The sequence below is a fragment of the Vibrio clamense genome (assembly GCF_050337905.1).
Taxonomy (GTDB): domain Bacteria; phylum Pseudomonadota; class Gammaproteobacteria; order Enterobacterales; family Vibrionaceae; genus Vibrio; species Vibrio cortegadensis.
In genome coordinates this window covers 144840-164174 of the sequence record NZ_JAKJTJ010000026.1, presented here as the reverse complement: position 1 = coordinate 164174, position 19335 = coordinate 144840, and the positions used below count along the sequence as shown (strand labels likewise).

The following is a 19335-nucleotide window of genomic DNA, read 5'->3' as shown; positions in this document are numbered from 1 at the left end:
AGGCACTGGCTTTTGATGCCAGCATTCCCTGGTTCGAATCCAGGTAGCCCAGCCATTACAACGTTATTTAGACAAACCATAAGTCTTCTTAACTATACTCTTAGTCAGAGTAAAAGACTTGCTGCGGTCGTGGCGGAATTGGTAGACGCACCAGATTTAGGTTCTGGCGCCGAGAGGTGTGAGAGTTCAAGTCTCTCCGACCGCACCATTATTTCTCTTTAATTAGAGATAAAATAGTGAATACATAAAATTCATTATTGGCTACTTAGCTCAGTTGGTTAGAGCACATCACTCATAATGATGGGGTCGCAGGTTCAAATCCCGCAGTAGCCACCATTTTTAAACTCTTTGTTTATTACTTAGCTTGTTTTTAAGCTAAATAGAAAACCAAGAGCACAACGTTATATTGAACCACCAATGTTAATATAACTATAAAGACTTGCTGCGGTCGTGGCGGAATTGGTAGACGCACCAGATTTAGGTTCTGGCGCCGAGAGGTGTGAGAGTTCAAGTCTCTCCGACCGCACCATTATTAGATRTCTTAAWTGATATCACTGTTGGGCTATCGCCAAGCGGTAAGGCACTGGCTTTTGATGCCAGCATTCCCTGGTTCGAATCCAGGTAGCCCAGCCATTACAACGTTATTTAGACTTACCAATAGTCTTCCTAACTATATACTCTTCGCTAGGTTATTTGCTTAGTTGAGAGGAAAGACTTGCTGCGGTCGTGGCGGAATTGGTAGACGCACCAGATTTAGGTTCTGGCGCCGAGAGGTGTGAGAGTTCAAGTCTCTCCGACCGCACCATTATTTCTTGTAAAAGAAAATTAGAAACCCAGCTTTTTAGTTGGGTTTTCTTTTATCTGCTGTTTATCTATTTCTACCAGTCCCCATTTCTTTCTATACCTACTTATTTCTGCACCTACTTCTTTCTAAGTCTATTCCCCTGTCTATATGTTTCTTCAGCAATAAAAAAGAGCCTATTAAAGACTCTCTTCTACTCTATTTACTCTTCGAGTTAGTTAAACTTACAGCATTGGCTGAAACCACTACAACCCTAACGCATATTTCAGAACTTGCTGCTTAATTGGTCCTGAGTTTTCAGCCATTTTAAGCACTGCATTTCTTACCACCTTTAAAGGCATAAGATCATTGCTGAATGTTTTGTAGAAAAAATCCATCCCGCTTTGCATCAATAAATTATCACCACGGCGACATCGCTCGTATTTTCTCAGTAAGTCAGTAGTAAGCTCATCTTGTTCAGCCGTTATATCTAATAATGCTGCAACATCTTTAAAGCCAAGATTAACCCCTTGTCCTGCTAATGGGTTAATCGTATGTGCAGAGTCACCCACGAGAACACATCCATTCTTGTGATATTGCTGAGCATGACGACGAGTAAGCGGAAACGATCCGGTTTGAAGTACTTTGATATCACCTAACTCGCGAGGGAAAACACTCACAATTTCATTACGCAATTGTACATGGCTCATATTCATTAGCTGCTTAACTCGCTTTGGTGAATCATACCAAACGAGTGAACCTTGATTCCCACACAATGGTAGGAATGATCGAGGCCCTGAAGGGGTAAACTGTTGCCACGTAATATCTTGCTGCGGAAGTTCCGTTTCAACATTAATTAACATGCAGTGCTGACGATAATCCCATGCGGTTACGCCTATATTTGCTTGTTGCCTAACTACAGAATTAGCTCCATCAGCACCAACAACCCAATTAGCTGTGAGTTTGGTTCCTGATTCTAGGGCTATTTGATTCTCTTCGACTCCGAATGCAATTGATTTCAATTTATCCGGACAGAAAAGGGATAATGAAGGTTGCTGTTCAAATTGCTCCCATAACCCTAATTGAATCAAACGATTTTCAACAATATAACCAAGCTGGACTAAATTAACGTCATCAGAACTAAAGCGAGTTCGGCATTCAGGGTGTTCCCACGTTTCCAAACGACGATATGGGCACACTCTCATTGAAGAAACAGCCTCCCATGCCCCTAACGAGCTCAATAGATTCACTGATGTCTGAGATATTGCAGAGACTCGAATATCCATTGGTTGGTCATGTTCGTACCCCTTAGGACGTGCACCTTCAATAAGAGCAACGCTCCTACCCTGCTTTGCAAAACCAAGTGCAATCGCAGCACCAACCATGCCACCGCCCACCACTGCAATATCAAATTTGTTCATTTTTTACACTTCATCATGTTGATTTATCGCCTATTTTTAATTGTACGATTTCGTAACCTTATTGCGAAACTATTTAACGATAAAACTGCCCTTTTTGAGCAGTGAACACCTTGTGGAATGGTGGCTTGAAGAGATTTACGTCGACTACTAGTCAGTTGGTTTTTAAAGCAGTACAATACGCGGCTTGCCGCCTGAGCACAGCTATAGCTGACATATTCTAGGCGGAGAAATACTGGGCGATTTGCTCCCTTAAATTAAACTAACGATCGAGCGAACAAAAGATGAGTAAGAAACTGCTAATAAAAACTTGGGGCTGCCAGATGAACGAATACGATTCATCAAAAATGGCTGACCTGCTAAATGCTGCAAATGGCTACGAGCTAACAGAAGTACCTGAGGAAGCAGATGTACTCCTACTTAATACTTGTTCGATCCGTGAAAAAGCTCAAGAAAAAGTATTCCACCAGCTTGGTCGTTGGAAAACACTGAAAGATAAGAAAGAAGGCGTTGTGATTGGCGTCGGTGGTTGTGTTGCGACTCAAGAAGGCGACCATATTCGTCAACGTGCACCTTATGTAGATGTGATTTTTGGCCCTCAAACGCTGCACCGTCTGCCTGAGATGATCCGCTCATCGCTATCAAACGAAAAACCAGTGATGGATATTTCTTTCCCTGAGATCGAAAAATTCGACAATCTTCCTGAACCAAAAGCAGATGGCGCAACGGCGTTTGTCTCTATCATGGAAGGCTGCTCAAAATACTGCACTTACTGCGTTGTGCCTTACACGCGTGGTGAAGAAGTGAGTCGTCCGATGGATGATGTACTTTTTGAAATTGCACAATTAGCAGAGCAAGGCGTACGTGAAGTTAACCTGCTTGGCCAGAACGTAAACGCCTATCGTGGTCCTATGTTTGACGGCGATATTTGTTCATTTGCTGAATTACTACGTTTAGTGGCTTCTATCGATGGCATCGACCGTATTCGTTTCACCACTAGCCACCCGCTAGAATTTGGTGACGACATCATTGAAGTATATAAAGATACTCCAGAACTTGTGAGCTTCTTACACTTGCCTGTACAAAGCGGCTCAGATCGTATTTTGACCATGATGAAGCGTCCTCATACTGCTATTGAGTACAAATCAATTATTCGTAAGCTACGTAAAGCGCGTCCAGATATTCAGATCAGTTCAGATTTCATTGTTGGCTTCCCTGGTGAAACCGACAAAGATTTCCAAGACACAATGAAGCTGATTAAAGAAATCGACTTCGATATGAGCTTCAGCTTTGTCTTCTCTCCTCGCCCAGGCACTCCTGCGGCAGACTATCCATGTGATACTCCAGAGCAAGAGAAGAAAGAACGTTTGTACGAACTACAACAAACGGTCAACGCTCAAGCGATGCGTTTTTCTCGTCTAATGTTAGGTACAGAGCAGCGTATTTTAGTGGAAGGCCCATCGAAGAAAAACCTTATGGAACTTCGTGGCCGTACTGAAAACAGCCGTGTGGTTAACTTCGAAGGTTCTGCAGACCTAATCGGTCAATTTGTAGATGTTAAAATTACCGATGTTTTCACTAACTCATTGCGCGGTGAGCTGATACGTACAGAAAAAGAGATGGATCTTCGAAGCGTTACTTCTCCAACAGAAATGATGGAAAAAACACGAAAAGAAGATGAATTAGGCGTTGCAACCTTTACACCCTAGTTGCAAAAGCATAATCTCAAAATAACAATATAATGTATCAATAAAGCCCGATGTCCTCGGGCTTTATTAGATAGTCTGAATGTGAGGTCGCATTGAGCAATAAAATAGTAACTTTAGAAATTGATCTAGAACCTTCTGACAACCGCCGTTTATCCAGCCTTTGCGGTCCTTTCGACGATAATATCAAACAGCTAGAGCGTCGCTTAGGCGTCGAAATCAACCATAGAAATAACTATTTCAGTATTGTTGGTAAGGCATATTCAGCCTCTGCTGCACTTGATATTTTAAAAACGCTATATGTTGAAACCGCTCCTGTCCGTGGTAATACTCCCGACATCGAACCGGATCATATCCACTTAGCGATCAAAGAGTCTGGTGTATTAGAGCACGTTGCCGATTCAGTCATGGAGCACGGCAAAGAGGTGTTCATCAAGACCAAGAAAGGCGTCATCAAGCCACGAACGCCTAACCAAGGCCAATACTTGGTCAATATGGTCACTCACGACATTACCTTTGGTATTGGCCCTGCTGGTACGGGTAAAACCTACCTGGCTGTTGCGGCTGCGGTAGATGCACTAGAACGTCAAGAAGTTCGTCGCATTCTACTGACGCGTCCAGCGGTCGAGGCTGGAGAAAAGCTAGGATTTTTACCGGGCGATCTAAGCCAAAAAGTCGATCCATACCTACGCCCTCTTTACGATGCTCTATTTGAAATGCTTGGTTTTGAGCGTGTTGAAAAATTAATTGAGCGTAACGTCATTGAAGTTGCACCGCTGGCCTATATGCGCGGACGTACTTTGAACGATGCCTTTATCATTCTTGATGAAAGCCAAAATACGACTATCGAACAGATGAAGATGTTCTTAACTCGTATTGGTTTTAATTCGCGAGCGGTAATTACTGGCGATGTTACCCAGATAGACTTACCACGTGGCGCGCGTTCAGGTTTACGCCATGCCATTGAAGTGCTCAGTGATGTCGATGAGATTAGCTTCAATTTCTTCCTAGCTGACGATGTTGTACGACATCCAGTGGTTGCTCGTATCGTTAACGCTTATGAGAAATGGGAAAACAACGATCAAAAAGAGCGCAAATTAATAGAACAGCGCCGCCGTGAAGAGCGTGAATCTGCCCTTGCACAAAATACGCAGACAAACTAATTCAATTATTATTACGCACTAAGATTACTGGTGAACCAATGTCAATCGAACTAGATCTACAATTAGCGGTCGAAAATGAAAGCGGCCTTCCAAGCGAGAAAGATATTCAGGGATGGTTAGACAAAACCATCACTCAATTTCAACCTCAAGCTGAATTAACGGTTCGTATTGTGGATGAACAAGAAAGCCACCAGCTAAATTATGACTACCGTGGCAAAGATAAACCAACGAATGTGTTATCTTTTCCTTTTGAAGCGCCTCCGGGTATCGAGATCGATCTCTTAGGTGATCTCATCATTTGCCGCCAAGTTGTCGAAAAAGAAGCAGAAGAGCAAAGTAAGCCTCTACTGGCACACTGGGCGCATATGGTTGTACATGGTAGCTTGCATCTGCTAGGTTATGATCATATCGAGAACGATGAAGCTGAAGAGATGGAAAGTCTCGAAACAGAAATCATGCAATCTATGGGTTATGACGACCCGTACATCGCAGAAAAACAGTAGTATTAAGTATTTAGCTTAGATCTACTTTATGTGTGCTATCACACATCTGATAGCGTTATTTTTTGAGAAATCATGAACGAAGGTAACCCCCCCACTTCTGAGGGAAGTAAAAAGTCTGAAGGTCCGAGTAGAAAGTCCTTCTTAGAACGCATAGGTCAAATATTTCAAGGTGATCCAAAAGATCGCCAAGAGCTCGTAGATGTTATTCGAGATTCTGAAGTTAATGACCTTATTGACCACGACACCCGCGACATGCTTGAGGGTGTAATGGAAATTTCCGAAATGCGAGTACGTGACATCATGTTGCCACGTTCGCAAATGGTTACAGTAGAACGCACTGATGATTTAGATACATTAATTGCGTTGATTACTGATGCTCAACACTCTCGCTACCCAGTGATCAGTGAAGACAAAGACCATGTGGAAGGCATTCTATTAGCGAAGGACCTACTTAAGTACTTAGGTTCAGGAAGCGCACCATTCGATATTGAACAAGTGATCCGCCCTGCGGTGGTTGTTCCCGAAAGCAAACGCGTTGATCGACTATTGAAAGAGTTCCGAGAGGAACGCTATCACATGTCGATTGTCGTCGATGAATTCGGCGGTGTTTCTGGCCTAGTCACCATTGAAGATATCTTAGAAGAGATCGTTGGCGAAATTGAAGATGAATTCGACGATGAAGAAGAAGAGCTTGATATCCGTAAGCTGAGCAAACATACCTTTGCAGTTAAAGCTTTAACCACAATTGAAGATTTCAATGACACTTTTGGTACTCAATTCAGCGATGAAGAAGTAGATACTGTAGGTGGGTTGGTTATGACTAACTTTGGACACCTCCCTTCACGCGGAGAAATTGTCGAAATAGGTCGCTATAGCTTTAAGGTAACGGCAGCAGATAATCGAAGAGTTGTCCAATTGCAGGTAACAATTCCAGATGAAGAGCCTCTTCCGACTACCGAAGAGTAACGCTAGTTTCTTTATATAGAGAACATAGAAAATAATTAGATGAATAATAAACTTACTCATCGCCTACTACGGCCGCTTGCGGCCGTTTTTGTTGGCGCAACAACCACACTTGCCTTTGCTCCATATCAAATCTGGCCGTTAGCCATTCTCAGCCCTGCCATTTTTTTCCTGTTAATTCATAATCGCAGCCCTAAAAGTGCATTAGCGATTGGTTACGCTTGGGGAATTGGTCAATTTGGTGCTGGCATCAGTTGGGTATACGTCAGCATTGCAGGCTTCGGTGGAATGCCACTCATTGCTAACCTATTTCTCATGGCGATGCTGGTCGGCTATTTAGCCATTTACTCAGGCTTGTTTGCTTGGTGTTTAAACAAATTCTTCCCACATACTCAACAGCGCGGATCTCGATCTCGATATTTTCTCGTGCTGCCCGCTCTGTGGCTAGTTTTCGACTGGCTACGAGGCTGGGTAATGACGGGCTTCCCGTGGCTTTGGCTGGGTTATAGTCAAATTGATGGCCCCCTCGCCCCGTTTGCTCCTATTGGAGGTGTGGAATTACTGACTCTCTTAATTGTCGTTTCCGCATCGAGCTTGGCCTATGCAATCATCCATAAACGCTGGGCAGTCTCAATTATCCCAATGGTGATCCTTGCGTCAGGTTTTGGAATTCGAAACATCAACTGGGTAACACCAAACCCAGAAAAAACAACATCAGTTGCACTTATTCAAGGCAATATCGATCAAGAGAAGAAATGGCTGCCAAGCCAACGTTGGCCGACCATCATGAAGTACACCGATCTAAGCCGTGAAAATTGGGATGCTGATATCGTCATCTGGCCAGAGGCTGCAATCCCAGCTTTTGAATCTGAAGTCTCATCCTTTCTAAGCAACTTAGATTCAGCGGCCAAAATGAACAGCAGCGCTATCATTACTGGTGTGGTTAACCAAGCTGAAAACCGAAAGTATTACAATAGTGTGCTCGCAATAGGAGCTACGCCTTATGGTGACTACCGCTATGATGTAAATCAGCGTTACCATAAACACCATCTATTACCATTTGGCGAATTTGTTCCTTTAGAAGCTCTATTAAGGCCATTAGCCCCTTTCTTCAACTTGCCGATGTCTTCGTTCAGTCGCGGTGATTTTGTGCAACCGAATATTGTGGCAAATGGGCGTCACTTAGCTCCTGCACTCTGTTATGAAATCATCTTCAATGAACAAGTTAGGCAGAACGTAACCGAAGAGACCGATTTTATCTTAACCTTGTCGAATGATGCTTGGTTTGGCCGCTCTATCGGGCCTTTGCAACACATGGAAATTGCGCGAATGCGTGCCCTAGAACTAGGCAAACCTCTGATACGTTCAACCAACAATGGCGTCACAGGTGTCACTGATTACAAAGGAAAGATAATTGAACTCGCACCACAATTTGAGACCGCGGTTCTTAACGCTGAGTTAACCTCAACGGATGGCATGACACCGTATCGAACGGTAGGCACTTGGCCGTTATATATTTGGGTGCTGTTAAGTTTAGTGGTGGGTTGGAAATTCAGAAAAGAATAATCTAAGTCCTATCGTAATGGCATTAAAAAGGAGGTATGAGTGGATCATACCTCCTTTTTTTAGCTAGAAAGCCAACTGACCTCGCTATGGTTTTAACGCTTGGCGGCTAAACCCATTATTTCCACAACGGGAACAGGTTGAAATGACGGTTGGGTGGCTATATTGCACTTTATGTCCGCAGTTTTCACAGACCAAAATACCTAGCCCTATCACCTCTCCTGATTGATAAAGCCCCTGATGTTCTAAATCTTTAAATAGCTCTACCCACTCCACTTTGGTTCGATCGGTAATTTCCAGTAATCCCTGCCAAATAGTGTCGGTGATCATCAAATAAAATGGGCCGCTTTTACTCTCTTCATAATTATCAGCAAACTCTTTCAAGTCAGATTTAACATAGGCAGAGACTAATGAGAGCTCATCTTTTGTCATATCATTGGCAGCATTAACAACTTTGCCAGAGGTTTCAAGCACATTGCCTATCTCATCTGGGCTGTGTTTGAGTGTTTCAACCACATCCTCTAGCACTTCTTCATAACCTTTTTTACGCTTTGGCATACCCCACCTCCGTGAATTTACCTTCATTCTATTGATCATAGTAGAACTCTTCGCCTACAGATAACCAATGGAATAGGTATTTCTATTGTTGTACTACGCTCCTTTAGGTATTCTATGACGATCAACTAGATTCTGTTCTAACCGAACTCACAAATTCCAAGATAACCGGATACCATCGATGCAAGAACAATATAACCCGCAAGAGATTGAACAAAAGGTTCAACAACACTGGGACAACAATGAAATTTTTGTTGTAAGTGAAGACCCAAACAAAGAAAAATTCTACTGTCTTTCAATGTTCCCGTACCCAAGTGGCCGACTGCATATGGGTCACGTGCGTAACTACACTATCGGTGATGTGGTATCTCGTTTCCAACGACTGCAAGGCAAAAATGTTATGCAACCTATTGGTTGGGATGCATTTGGTCTACCAGCTGAAAATGCAGCAGTAAAAAACAAAACCGCTCCAGCACCGTGGACTTACGAAAACATCGAGTACATGAAAAACCAACTTAAGCTTCTAGGCTTTGGTTACGACTGGAAACGTGAATTCGCGACCTGTACTCCAGAGTACTATCGCTGGGAACAAGAGTTCTTCACTAAGCTTTACGAAAAAGGCCTAGTGTATAAGAAGACTTCTTCTGTTAACTGGTGTCCAAACGACCAAACTGTTCTTGCGAACGAGCAAGTAGAAGACGGTTGCTGCTGGCGTTGTGACACTCCAGTAGAACAAAAGAAAATTCCACAGTGGTTCATTAAGATCACTGAGTACGCTCAAGAGCTGCTAGACGATCTAGACAACCTTGAAGGTTGGCCTGAAATGGTTAAAACCATGCAGCGTAACTGGATCGGTCGCTCTGAAGGTGTTGAGCTATCTTTCGCTGTTAACGGCGAAGAAGCACCGCTAGAAGTGTACACAACACGTCCAGACACGCTAATGGGTGTTTCTTACGTTGGTATCGCTGCAGGTCACCCTCTTGCAGAGAAAGCATCTAAGAACAACCCTGAGCTTGCTGCATTCGTTGATGAATGTCGCAACACAAAAGTGGCAGAAGCTGAACTTGCAACGATGGAAAAGAAAGGTATGGATACTGGTCTAACAGCTATCCACCCTCTTAACGGTCGTGTTGTACCTGTTTACGTAGCAAACTTCGTTCTTATGGATTACGGCACAGGTGCGGTAATGGCGGTTCCTGCTCACGATCAACGTGACTATGAATTCGCAACTAAGTACGGCATCGATATCATCCCAGTAATCAAACCTGAAGACGGTTCTGAACTAGATGTTTCTGAAGCAGCTTACACAGAAAAAGGTGTACTGTTCGATTCTGGTGAATTCGATGGTCTAGCGTTCCAAGAAGCGTTCGATGCAATTGCTACGAAGCTTGAAGCTGAAGGCAAAGGTAAGAAGACAGTAAACTTCCGTCTACGTGACTGGGGTGTATCTCGTCAACGTTACTGGGGTGCTCCAATCCCAATGGTAACCACTGAAGACGGTGAAGTTCACCCAGTACCAGCAGACCAACTGCCAGTCATTCTTCCTGAAGATGTAGTAATGGATGGCGTAACTAGCCCAATCAAAGCTGACAAGTCTTGGGCTGAAACAACGTTCAATGGCGAACCAGCTCTACGTGAAACTGATACGTTCGATACGTTCATGGAATCTTCATGGTACTACGCACGTTACTGTTCACCACAAGCTGACGACATTCTAGATCCAGAAAAAGCAAACTACTGGCTACCGGTTGACCAATATGTTGGTGGTATCGAGCACGCTTGTATGCACCTGCTTTACTCTCGTTTCTTCCACAAGCTTCTTCGTGATGCGGGTTACGTAACGTCTGACGAACCGTTCAAGCAACTTCTATGTCAAGGCATGGTTCTAGCTGACGCGTTCTATCACACCAACGAAAAAGGCACGAAAGAGTGGATTGCTCCAACTGACGTGACCATCGAACGTGATAGCAAAGGTCGCATTGAAACAGCGGTAGATAACGAAGGACGTAACGTTGAGCACTCAGGCATGATCAAAATGTCTAAGTCTAAGAACAACGGTATCGACCCACAAGAGATGGTAGACAAGTACGGCGCTGATACAGTACGTCTATTCATGATGTTTGCATCGCCTGCAGACATGACGCTTGAGTGGCAAGAGTCTGGCGTTGAAGGCGCAAACCGCTTCCTTAAGCGTGTTTGGAAATTGGTTCACGCTCATTCTGCTAAGGGTACAGCTGAATCTGTTGACGCTTCTGCGCTATCTGGTGACCAAAAAGCACTTCGTCGTGATATCCACAAAACTATCGCGAAAGTGACAGACGATATTGGCCGTCGCCAAACGTTCAACACTGCGATTGCGGCAATCATGGAACTGATGAACAAGCTTGCAAAAGCACCTCAAGAATCAGTACAAGATCGCGCAACCCTTGATGAAGCGCTTAAAGCAGTAGTTCGCATGCTTTACCCAATGACTCCACACATCTCTTACGAAATGTGGATTGCACTTGGTGAATCAAACGTAGACTCAGCAACATGGCCAACGTTTGATGAGAAAGCGCTAGTGGAAGACGAGAAAACTATCGTTGTAATGATCAACGGTAAGCTACGTGCGAAGCTAACGGTTGCTGCTGACGCAACAGAAGAACAAGTTCGTGAACTTGGTCTAAACGATGAGAACGCTAAGAAGTTCCTAGATGGCTTAACGATTCGTAAAGTTATCTTTGTACCAGGCAAGCTTCTAAACATCGTAGCTAACTAAGATTGCGACGTGAATTTAATGTGGCAGATTAATTACGAACTATTTTGTAGTTAATCTGTCTTTAAACAGGACAGCCATTACTGTCCTGTTTATTATTCAAACTAACCAACTATTTATCTCAACCTATTTCATTAGCACAACAGTGGGCTGAGATAAGTATTCCACTACATGAGAGCCATCAAACAATGCGCCTATTTTCCCTACCGTCAATGAAGATTTCACTTGTTGTCTTACTTACTAGTTTAGTCAGTGCATGTGGCTTCCACTTACGTGGCGAATACTCCATCCCACAAGAGCTTGCAACACTCTCACTAACCAGTTTCGACCAATATAATGAGTTAACTCGTGATGTTAAAGATCAGCTAATACTTAACAATATCACTCTTGTAACACCATCGAACACCACTCCCAATATTCACCTCATCGATGAAAGCATCGATGAACGGACTCTTTCTCTATACCAAAACAGCCAAGCCGCAGAGAAAGAGCTGACCTATAAAGTCTCTTATCGAGTGACTCTACCAACTATCGGTTCAGACGTGTTCTCCACTACCGTAAATCGTAATTACTTAGACAACCCATTAACGGCCCTAGCAAAATCGGTTGAACGAGATGTCATTGAAAGTGAAATGCGAACACAGGCTGCCGCTCAGATCATCCGTCAGCTTGCTCGAACTCGAACTCAAATAAGTGAAGCTGAGCTAAAAAAATCTCGTGATATCGCGACGTCAAGCTTGCCTAATAGCAATAACCAATCAACAAGCAGTAATTAAGATCAATAATGCGCATTTATGCAGACAAATTAACCGAGCACCTTAGCCGTCAACTTCAAAACGTCTATTTGCTATTTGGTAATGAACCATTACTGCTTCAGGAAAGCCGCGAAGCGATTCAACATATCGCTAAAGAGCAAGGGTTCGATGAAAAGCATCGATTTTCAATTGATAACAGTTTGGATTGGAATCAAGTTGCGGATTGCTGCCAAGCACTTAGCTTGTTTTCTTCTCGCCAAATTATTGAATTAGAGCTTCCAGAATCAGGCGTAAATGCGGCAATAGCAAAAGAGTTACTCGCACTATCAAGCTTGCTTCATGGCGATATTCTACTGATCCTTGTCGGTAGCAAACTGACGAAAGCGCAAGAAAATGCCAAATGGTTCAAAGCCCTCTCCGCACAGGGTGACTGGGTCAGCTGCTTAACGCCAGACATCCAGCGTCTACCACAGTTTGTTCAAGCTCGTTGTCGAAAATTAGGCTTAAAGCCAGATCCAGAAGCACTACAAATGCTTGCTCAGTGGCATGAAGGTAACTTATTTGCACTGGCTCAGAGCTTAGAAAAATTAGTTTTACTCTACCCTGACGGACAACTTACGCTCGTTCGCTTAGAAGAAGCCTTAAGCAGACATAATCATTTTACGACTTTTCATTGGATCGATGCCCTATTAATAGGCAAAGCCAATCGGGCACAGCGGATATTACGTCAGCTTGAAGCTGAAGGTGTCGAAACGGTCATTCTACTTCGAAGCATTCAAAAAGAGTTCAGCCTACTGCTTAGAATGCATCAACAATCGAAGCTGACGAATATGGCTCAAGTCTTTGAAAAAAATAGAATATGGCAATCAAAGCGACCGTTTTATAATGCCGCGCTTCAGCGTTTATCTGTAGCTAAGATTCATCGACTGCTCATTTTACTGACTCAAATAGAGCTCACAGCAAAAACACAATATGAACATTCACCTTGGCCACAATTAATACAGTTAAGCCTAGAAGTGTGTAAGCCTGAGCATGAGATACCGTTCTCGACCGCTTTTCACAACTAAAATCGTGGTATACACTGCCCGCGAAATGAATTTCATTTTTACCATTTTATTTAAAGCTTATATCTAAGCCCCAGAGGAACACACCGTGTTACAAGCAGAATTGAACAACTTCTTAGCTGATAAAGCTGACGACATGAAAGCAGAAAACATTGTTACGATTAATGTAGAAGGCAAATCAAACATCACAGATTACATGATTGTTTGTACGGGCACTTCTAAGCGCCATGTCGCTTCTATCGCAGAACATGTAGCCGATGAAATGAAAAAATCAGGTATTGAACCTATCGCAATTAGCGGTGAGCAAGAAGGTGAATGGGTCGTTCTAGATTTAGGCACAAGCATGTTGCATGTGATGCAAGAGGAACACCGTGAGCTTTACCAACTAGAAAAGTTGTGGAGCTAGTCTTTTGAAAATTCAATTAATCGCAGTCGGAACAAAAATGCCCAAGTGGGTAGAGGAAGGCTTTCAAGAATATCGTCGTCGATTCCCACATGACATGCCACTCGATTTAATTGAGATTACAGCAGGCAAGCGCGGAAAGAACGCTGATATTGCTCGTATTCTGCAAAAGGAAGGGGAAGCGATGTTGGCTGCCGTACCTAAAGGCAACCGCATTGTTACGCTCGATATCCCAGGTAAGAAATGGGATACCGAACAGCTAGCTGGTCAATTAGAGAGTTGGAAGTTAGACGCTCGTGATGTCTCTATCCTAATTGGTGGACCTGAAGGGTTAGCACCAGCTTGTAAAGCGGCAGCTGAGCAGAGTTGGTCTTTATCTGCACTCACACTTCCTCACCCCCTTGTTCGAATCGTTATGGCTGAAAGCTTATATCGAGCATGGAGTATTACAACTAATCATCCGTACCACCGAGAATAATTTGTAATGTTACGCAGACGTAGCCAAATACGAGATTACAAAGCAGAAGCACGGCTATTTTCTAGCCGTGCTGTTGTATCATTTATTGGTATTATTGTGATGATGGGGCTTCTCATTGCAAACCTATACAACATCCAAGTCAACCAATACCAAGATTATAAAACTCGCTCTAACGACAATCGCATTAAAGTCGTTCCTATCGCGCCCAACCGTGGCCTGATTTATGATCGTAATGGTGTATTACTTGCCGAAAATCGCCCTGTTTATAATTTAGAACTCACCTCTGAAAAAATTAAAAACATCGATGAGACGATTGAACGTCTTCGAGCAATTTTAGAGATCTCTCCAGAACGAGTGGCTCGCTTCAAAAAAGAGAAAAGACGCGCTCGCCGTTTTAAGTCGGTCCCGTTATTAACTCAGTTAACAGAAGAACAAGTCGCAATCTTTGCAGTTAATCAGCACAAATACCCTGGGGTTGAAGTGACTGCAACACTAAAGCGTTTCTACCCTTTTGGAAGAGAACTTACTCACGTTATTGGTTACGTGTCTCGCATCAATGACCGCGATATGCAGAAACTGATTCGAGAAGAGAAAGACTCCAATTATCAAGCAACCCGTGATATCGGGAAATTGGGCATCGAAAGCTATTACGAAGATGTCTTACATGGGATTGCCGGCTACCAAGAAGTGGAAGTCAATAGCCGCGGGCGAATTATTCGAACTCTAAAATATGTTCCTCCTGTGCCAGGGAAAGATATTGTTCTTAATTTAGATATTAAGCTACAACAGTACGTCACTAAATTATTAGATGGACGCCGAGGCTCTGCCGTTGTTCTGGATCCGAAAGACAATGGCGTACTTGCGATGGTCTCTAGCCCAAGTTATGACCCCAATGCATTTGTGCATGGAATATCGGTGAAAGGTTATAACGCACTACTCAACAACCCAGACCGCCCACTGGTAAATAGAGCCACACTCGGTATTTACCCACCAGCATCAACCATTAAGCCCTTTATTGCTGTCGCGGCATTAGAGGAAGGGGTTATTACACCAAGTACAACACGTAACGATCCCGGTTATTGGAAAATACCCAACTCAAAAACCAAACCTTTCAGAGACTGGCTTCGCTGGGGACATGGCAAAGTTAACATCTCCAAAGCAATTGAAGAGTCTGTGGATACCTTTTTCTATCAAATCGCGTTTGATCTGGGGATCGACCGCCTATCTCGTTGGATGATGATGTTTGGCTTTGGTGATTACACTGGCATTGATATCAACGAAGAGAGCAAAGCCAATATGCCAACCCGAGACTGGAAAATGGGCAGACACAGAACACCATGGTATCAAGGTGATACTATTCCTGTTGGTATTGGCCAAGGTTATTGGACGGCAACACCGATGCAAATTGCCAAGGCAACATCAGTATTGGTGAATGATGGCCAAGTGACAGCTCCTCACCTATTGCGTTCAACCATTGAGAATGGCGGCGAATTTTCTTCTCAACAACTTTCTGAGATCGTGACTTACCCGCCTATCACTAACGTGCCTACTCGTTATTGGGATATCGCAAAAGATGGGATGCGCCGAGTGAATCACGGCAAAAAGGGAACAGCAAGACGCTCATTCCAAAAAATGTCTTATGTGTCTGCGGGAAAATCGGGGACCGCACAAGTATTCGGCCTTAAAGAAGATCAAGAGTACAACGCAGATGAGCTCGCGGAACATTTACGCGATCACGCATTATTTACCGGTTTTGCCCCAGTTGATGATCCACAATTGATCGTGACCCTAGTTCTTGAAAATGCAGGCGGTGGTTCAAGCAATGGTGGGCCTGTGGTTCGCAAAATTTTCGACCATGTCATTCTCAATTCGAAAGAGGCTAACAAGTAATGAAACTGGATCCATCAACCGGTCGCAATCGAATTTTATTTGAGCGCTTCCACATTGATTTGCCTCTCCTTCTTGGCTTACTTGTGCTTATGGGGTTTGGTCTCATTGTGATGTATAGCGCCAGTGGTCAGAGCCTGGCGATGATGGATCGCCAAGCGATGCGTATGGCTTTAGCCTTAGGGGTTATGCTTTTTTTAGCGCAGATCTCTCCGAGAACCTATGAAACGCTTGCGCCCTTACTTTTTGTCAGTGGCGTGGTTCTACTGCTAGGCGTACTGTTTTTTGGTGAGGCTTCAAAAGGGGCACAACGCTGGCTTAACCTAGGCTTTGTTCGATTCCAACCATCAGAATTACTCAAACTTGCAGTACCATTAATGGTCGCTCGCTTTATCGGTAAGCGATCGCTCCCACCGACCTTTCAAACGCTCGTAATATCATTAGTGATGGTATTTCTTCCCACTATTTTGATTGCAAAACAGCCGGACTTAGGAACCTCAATCCTCATTGCTGCTTCTGGCATTTTTGTGATCTTTCTGGCTGGTATTAGTTGGAAGATCATCGCGGCTGCCGCAACAGCCTTAGGTTGTTTTATCCCTATCCTGTGGTTCTTTTTGATGCGTGAATATCAGAAGGTTCGCGTAAGAACCCTCTTTGATCCGGAATCTGATCCTCTCGGAGCGGGTTACCACATTATTCAAAGTAAAATCGCAATCGGATCAGGTGGCATCTCAGGCAAAGGGTGGTTGCAAGGTACTCAATCACAATTGGAGTTCCTTCCAGAGCGACATACTGACTTTATCTTTGCAGTCATCGCAGAAGAATGGGGCATGATAGGTATTTTACTCCTATTAACGCTTTATCTATTTATCATCGGTCGTGGGCTATTCTTAGCGAGCCAAGCTCAAACCGCTTTTGGGAGAATGATGGCTGGTAGTATCGTTCTCAGTTTCTTTGTCTATGTTTTCGTAAATATAGGCATGGTGAGCGGCATTCTTCCCGTAGTTGGTGTACCACTGCCCCTGATAAGCTATGGTGGAACCTCTATGGTGACACTTATGGCAGGTTTCGGTATGTTAATGTCGATCCATACACATAGAAAAGCATTCTCAAAGGCAACATAAATTATGACCATGCGCAGCTGTTTCATTTTCGCTCTATTTGGCACCGTTTTAGTTGGATGCACCTCAACTAAAGAGGATGCTAGCCGCTACTCAATAGATAATGATATTGCCCCTGATGCCCCACTGACTGTTGACCATATTGAAGATGCACATCCAAAATATGAACCTTACAGTCTAGGAGGGAATACGGACTACACACTCAGAGGGAAAGATTACAAAATAATCAAAAATACCAATGAGTTTAAACAGCAAGGAAAAGCCTCTTGGTACGGAGAGAAGTTTCACGGGCACCTAACTTCAAATGGTGAGATTTATGACATGTATTCCATGTCTGCCGCCCATAAAACGCTACCGATTCCTAGCTATGTTAAAGTCACCAATACGGATAATGGAAAATCAGCCGTTGTTCGAGTCAATGATCGTGGTCCTTTTCATGAAGGTCGAATCATAGATCTTAGCTATGCCGCCGCTTATAAACTCGATGTCGTTAAAACAGGGACAGCAAGTGTCGAGATTGAAGTGATCAATATCGATAAACCAGTAGGCGAACAAGCCAATAAGCTACTGCCTAAGTACATTATTCAAGTTGCCACTTCAAAACATCCTGAACGTACCCGAACTTTAGCGGATGAATTAGGTCAAAAACTATCAGTTGCTAGTTTTCTTGAGAGTACAGAGCAACAGCACCGAGTGTTCCTTGGCCCATTTAATGACTACGCTCTGACGCAGACAACTTTAGAACAAGTTAAAATGTTGGGCTATTCATCCGCTTTTATCAAAAAGCATACGCCAAAATTAACAATGAGTAACACTATTGACAATGAGTAGCACTGCTTCTAGTGTTACCATTTCTGACTTGCCAGAATGATTCTGTTAAGATACCGACAGTTAACCAAAGAATTGCACCCAAAATGAACAAAACTAAAAAAATCGTTACATCTATTTTAACTTCATCGGTCGCGCTTTCTGCCTCTATCGCATTTTCAGCGTTTGCCGCTCCTATTGTCGTACCTGACGCTCCGCAAATCGCAGCGAAGGGTTTTGTTCTAATGGACTTCCATTCAGGGAAAGTTCTCGCGCAAAAAGAGATGAATACCAAACTGTCTCCAGCGAGCTTAACCAAAATGATGACCAGCTACGTCATTGGTCAGGAGTTAGATCGCGGAAATATCAGCCTACAAGATGATGTCGTTATTAGCCAAAATGCTTGGGCTAAAAACTTCCCAGACTCCTCAAAGATGTTCATTGAAGTTGGCACAACGGTAAAAGTAGAAGAGCTAAATCGCGGCATTATTATCCAATCAGGTAACGATGCCTGTGTTGCGATGGCTGAACATATTGCAGGTTCTGAAGATTCATTTGTCGATTTAATGAATGCTTGGGCAAGCTCAATTGGCATGACAGATACGCATTTTGCTAACGTGCACGGCCTAGACAACCCTAATTTATACTCAACACCTTACGATATGGCTTTACTTGGCCAAGCGCTTATTCGTGATGTGCCAGCAGAGTACCGAATCTACTCTGAGAAGAAGTTCACCTACAACGGCATTACTCAATACAACCGTAATGGCCTTCTTTGGGATAAAAGCATGAATGTGGACGGCATTAAAACTGGCCACACAAGTAATGCTGGTTACAGCTTAGTTAGCTCAGCAACGGAAGGTAAAATGCGCCTTGTTGCCGTTGTGATGGGAACCAAAAATGCCAACGCTCGTAAATCTGAAAGTAAGAAATTACTGGGTTACGGCTTCCGCTTCTTCGAAACAGTAGCACCGCACACGGCTGGTGAAACGTTTATTGAAGAGAAAATTTGGATGGGTGACAAAGATACCGTTGCTCTTGGTGTAGATACAGATACATATGTAACTTTACCTCGCGGCCAAGCGAAGAACCTAAAAGCGAGCTTTGTTCTAGAGAAAGAGCTTGAAGCGCCAATCAGTAAAGGTGATGTTGTTGGTAAACTTTTCTACCAAGTTGATGGTGAAGATGTCGCTGAATACCCACTGCTTGCACTTGAAAATGTAGAGCAAGGCAGCCTATTTAGCCGCTTATGGGATTACATCGTATTACTGCTAAAGGGCTTGTTCTAACTTAGAATTTGTTCTTTCTAATAACAAAAGCCGCTAAATGCGGCTTTTGTTGTTCTTGAGTTCCAACCTCATTGCCAGTAATATCCCGCCCTTGTTATCGAAAATTGCTTTCCAACTTGGAGTC

Annotated in this window: 16 protein-coding genes and 5 tRNA genes; 19 read left to right on the top strand and 2 right to left on the bottom strand. The window is 43.5% G+C overall.

Going from position 1 to position 19335, the window contains the following annotated elements; all coding sequences use genetic code 11:
* The first annotated feature begins 123 nt into the window (after nt 1-123).
* The 5 genes from L4C39_RS15130 to L4C39_RS15110 all read left to right on the top strand — a co-directional run bounded on the left by L4C39_RS15130 (nt 124) and on the right by L4C39_RS15110 (nt 805).
* Nucleotides 124-208, top strand: a tRNA-Leu gene (locus tag L4C39_RS15130).
* 51 nt (nt 209-259) lie between these two features.
* Nucleotides 260-336 (top strand) — tRNA-Met (locus tag L4C39_RS15125).
* 108 nt (nt 337-444) lie between these two features.
* Nucleotides 445-529, top strand: a tRNA-Leu gene (locus tag L4C39_RS15120).
* A gap of 29 nt (nt 530-558) precedes the next feature.
* Nucleotides 559-633, top strand: a tRNA-Gln gene (locus L4C39_RS15115).
* 87 nt (nt 634-720) lie between these two features.
* Nucleotides 721-805: transfer RNA gene (locus L4C39_RS15110), tRNA-Leu, on the top strand.
* A 242-nt stretch (nt 806-1047) separates the two neighbouring features.
* On the opposite strand, the gene L4C39_RS15105 is transcribed toward L4C39_RS15110, so the two are convergent.
* Nucleotides 1048-2202, bottom strand: coding sequence for a 2-octaprenyl-3-methyl-6-methoxy-1,4-benzoquinol hydroxylase (locus tag L4C39_RS15105; RefSeq protein WP_429746689.1), 1155 nt, complete (start codon nt 2200-2202; stop codon nt 1048-1050).
* A 281-nt stretch (nt 2203-2483) separates the two neighbouring features.
* Here L4C39_RS15105 and miaB point away from each other — a divergent pair, with 281 nt between their 5' ends.
* The 5 genes from miaB (at nt 2484) to lnt (ending at nt 8100) form a co-directional block, all read left to right on the top strand.
* A complete protein-coding gene (gene miaB / locus L4C39_RS15100) occupies nt 2484-3908 on the top strand; it encodes a tRNA (N6-isopentenyl adenosine(37)-C2)-methylthiotransferase MiaB (protein ID WP_029203265.1) in 1425 nt (474 codons plus the stop codon).
* Between the two features lie 92 nt (nt 3909-4000).
* Nucleotides 4001-5068, top strand: a complete 1068-nt coding sequence (locus L4C39_RS15095; protein WP_017051693.1) for a PhoH family protein — start codon at nt 4001-4003, stop codon at nt 5066-5068.
* A gap of 38 nt (nt 5069-5106) precedes the next feature.
* Nucleotides 5107-5571, top strand: coding sequence for an rRNA maturation RNase YbeY (gene ybeY, locus L4C39_RS15090; protein WP_017051694.1), 465 nt, complete (start codon nt 5107-5109; stop codon nt 5569-5571).
* 72 nt (nt 5572-5643) lie between these two features.
* Nucleotides 5644-6537: a CNNM family magnesium/cobalt transport protein CorC gene (corC, locus tag L4C39_RS15085; protein WP_017051695.1), complete on the top strand. Its 894-nt coding sequence runs from the start codon at nt 5644-5646 to the stop codon at nt 6535-6537.
* A gap of 39 nt (nt 6538-6576) precedes the next feature.
* Nucleotides 6577-8100 (top strand): apolipoprotein N-acyltransferase, encoded by a 1524-nt coding sequence (lnt, locus tag L4C39_RS15080; RefSeq protein WP_429746686.1) that lies wholly within the window; start codon nt 6577-6579, stop codon nt 8098-8100.
* A gap of 84 nt (nt 8101-8184) precedes the next feature.
* On the opposite strand, the gene L4C39_RS15075 is transcribed toward lnt, so the two are convergent.
* Nucleotides 8185-8655 carry a zinc ribbon-containing protein gene (locus L4C39_RS15075; RefSeq protein WP_429746684.1) on the bottom strand — a complete coding sequence of 157 codons (471 nt, stop codon included), beginning with the start codon at nt 8653-8655 and terminating at the stop codon, nt 8185-8187.
* Between the two features lie 178 nt (nt 8656-8833).
* Between L4C39_RS15075 and leuS the strand changes: the two genes are divergently transcribed.
* The 9 genes from leuS to L4C39_RS15030 all read left to right on the top strand — a co-directional run bounded on the left by leuS (nt 8834) and on the right by L4C39_RS15030 (nt 19211).
* A complete protein-coding gene (leuS, locus tag L4C39_RS15070) occupies nt 8834-11410 on the top strand; it encodes a leucine--tRNA ligase (RefSeq protein WP_429746682.1) in 2577 nt (858 codons plus the stop codon).
* Nucleotides 11411-11595: 185 nt separating this feature from the next.
* Nucleotides 11596-12183: an LPS-assembly lipoprotein LptE gene (locus L4C39_RS15065; RefSeq protein ID WP_084654812.1), complete on the top strand. Its 588-nt coding sequence runs from the start codon at nt 11596-11598 to the stop codon at nt 12181-12183.
* 8 nt (nt 12184-12191) lie between these two features.
* Nucleotides 12192-13229: a DNA polymerase III subunit delta gene (gene holA / locus L4C39_RS15060; protein ID WP_429746680.1), complete on the top strand. Its 1038-nt coding sequence runs from the start codon at nt 12192-12194 to the stop codon at nt 13227-13229.
* 85 nt (nt 13230-13314) lie between these two features.
* Nucleotides 13315-13632 (top strand): ribosome silencing factor, encoded by a 318-nt coding sequence (gene rsfS, locus L4C39_RS15055; protein WP_017053028.1) that lies wholly within the window; start codon nt 13315-13317, stop codon nt 13630-13632.
* Nucleotides 13633-13636: 4 nt separating this feature from the next.
* The gene (rlmH, locus tag L4C39_RS15050) at nt 13637-14107 is read left to right on the top strand and encodes a 23S rRNA (pseudouridine(1915)-N(3))-methyltransferase RlmH (protein ID WP_029203417.1); all 471 of its coding nucleotides are present in this window, start codon (nt 13637-13639) and stop codon (nt 14105-14107) included.
* 6 nt (nt 14108-14113) lie between these two features.
* A complete protein-coding gene (gene mrdA / locus L4C39_RS15045) occupies nt 14114-15997 on the top strand; it encodes a penicillin-binding protein 2 (protein WP_113796463.1) in 1884 nt (627 codons plus the stop codon).
* Nucleotides 15997-17118 (top strand): rod shape-determining protein RodA, encoded by a 1122-nt coding sequence (rodA, locus tag L4C39_RS15040; protein WP_017053025.1) that lies wholly within the window; start codon nt 15997-15999, stop codon nt 17116-17118. Before mrdA ends, rodA begins: the two co-directional genes overlap by 1 nt.
* A gap of 3 nt (nt 17119-17121) precedes the next feature.
* A complete protein-coding gene (locus tag L4C39_RS15035) occupies nt 17122-17946 on the top strand; it encodes a septal ring lytic transglycosylase RlpA family protein (protein ID WP_136996081.1) in 825 nt (274 codons plus the stop codon).
* 83 nt (nt 17947-18029) lie between these two features.
* Nucleotides 18030-19211, top strand: coding sequence for a serine hydrolase (locus L4C39_RS15030; protein WP_429746677.1), 1182 nt, complete (start codon nt 18030-18032; stop codon nt 19209-19211).
* Nucleotides 19212-19335 lie beyond the last annotated feature (124 nt).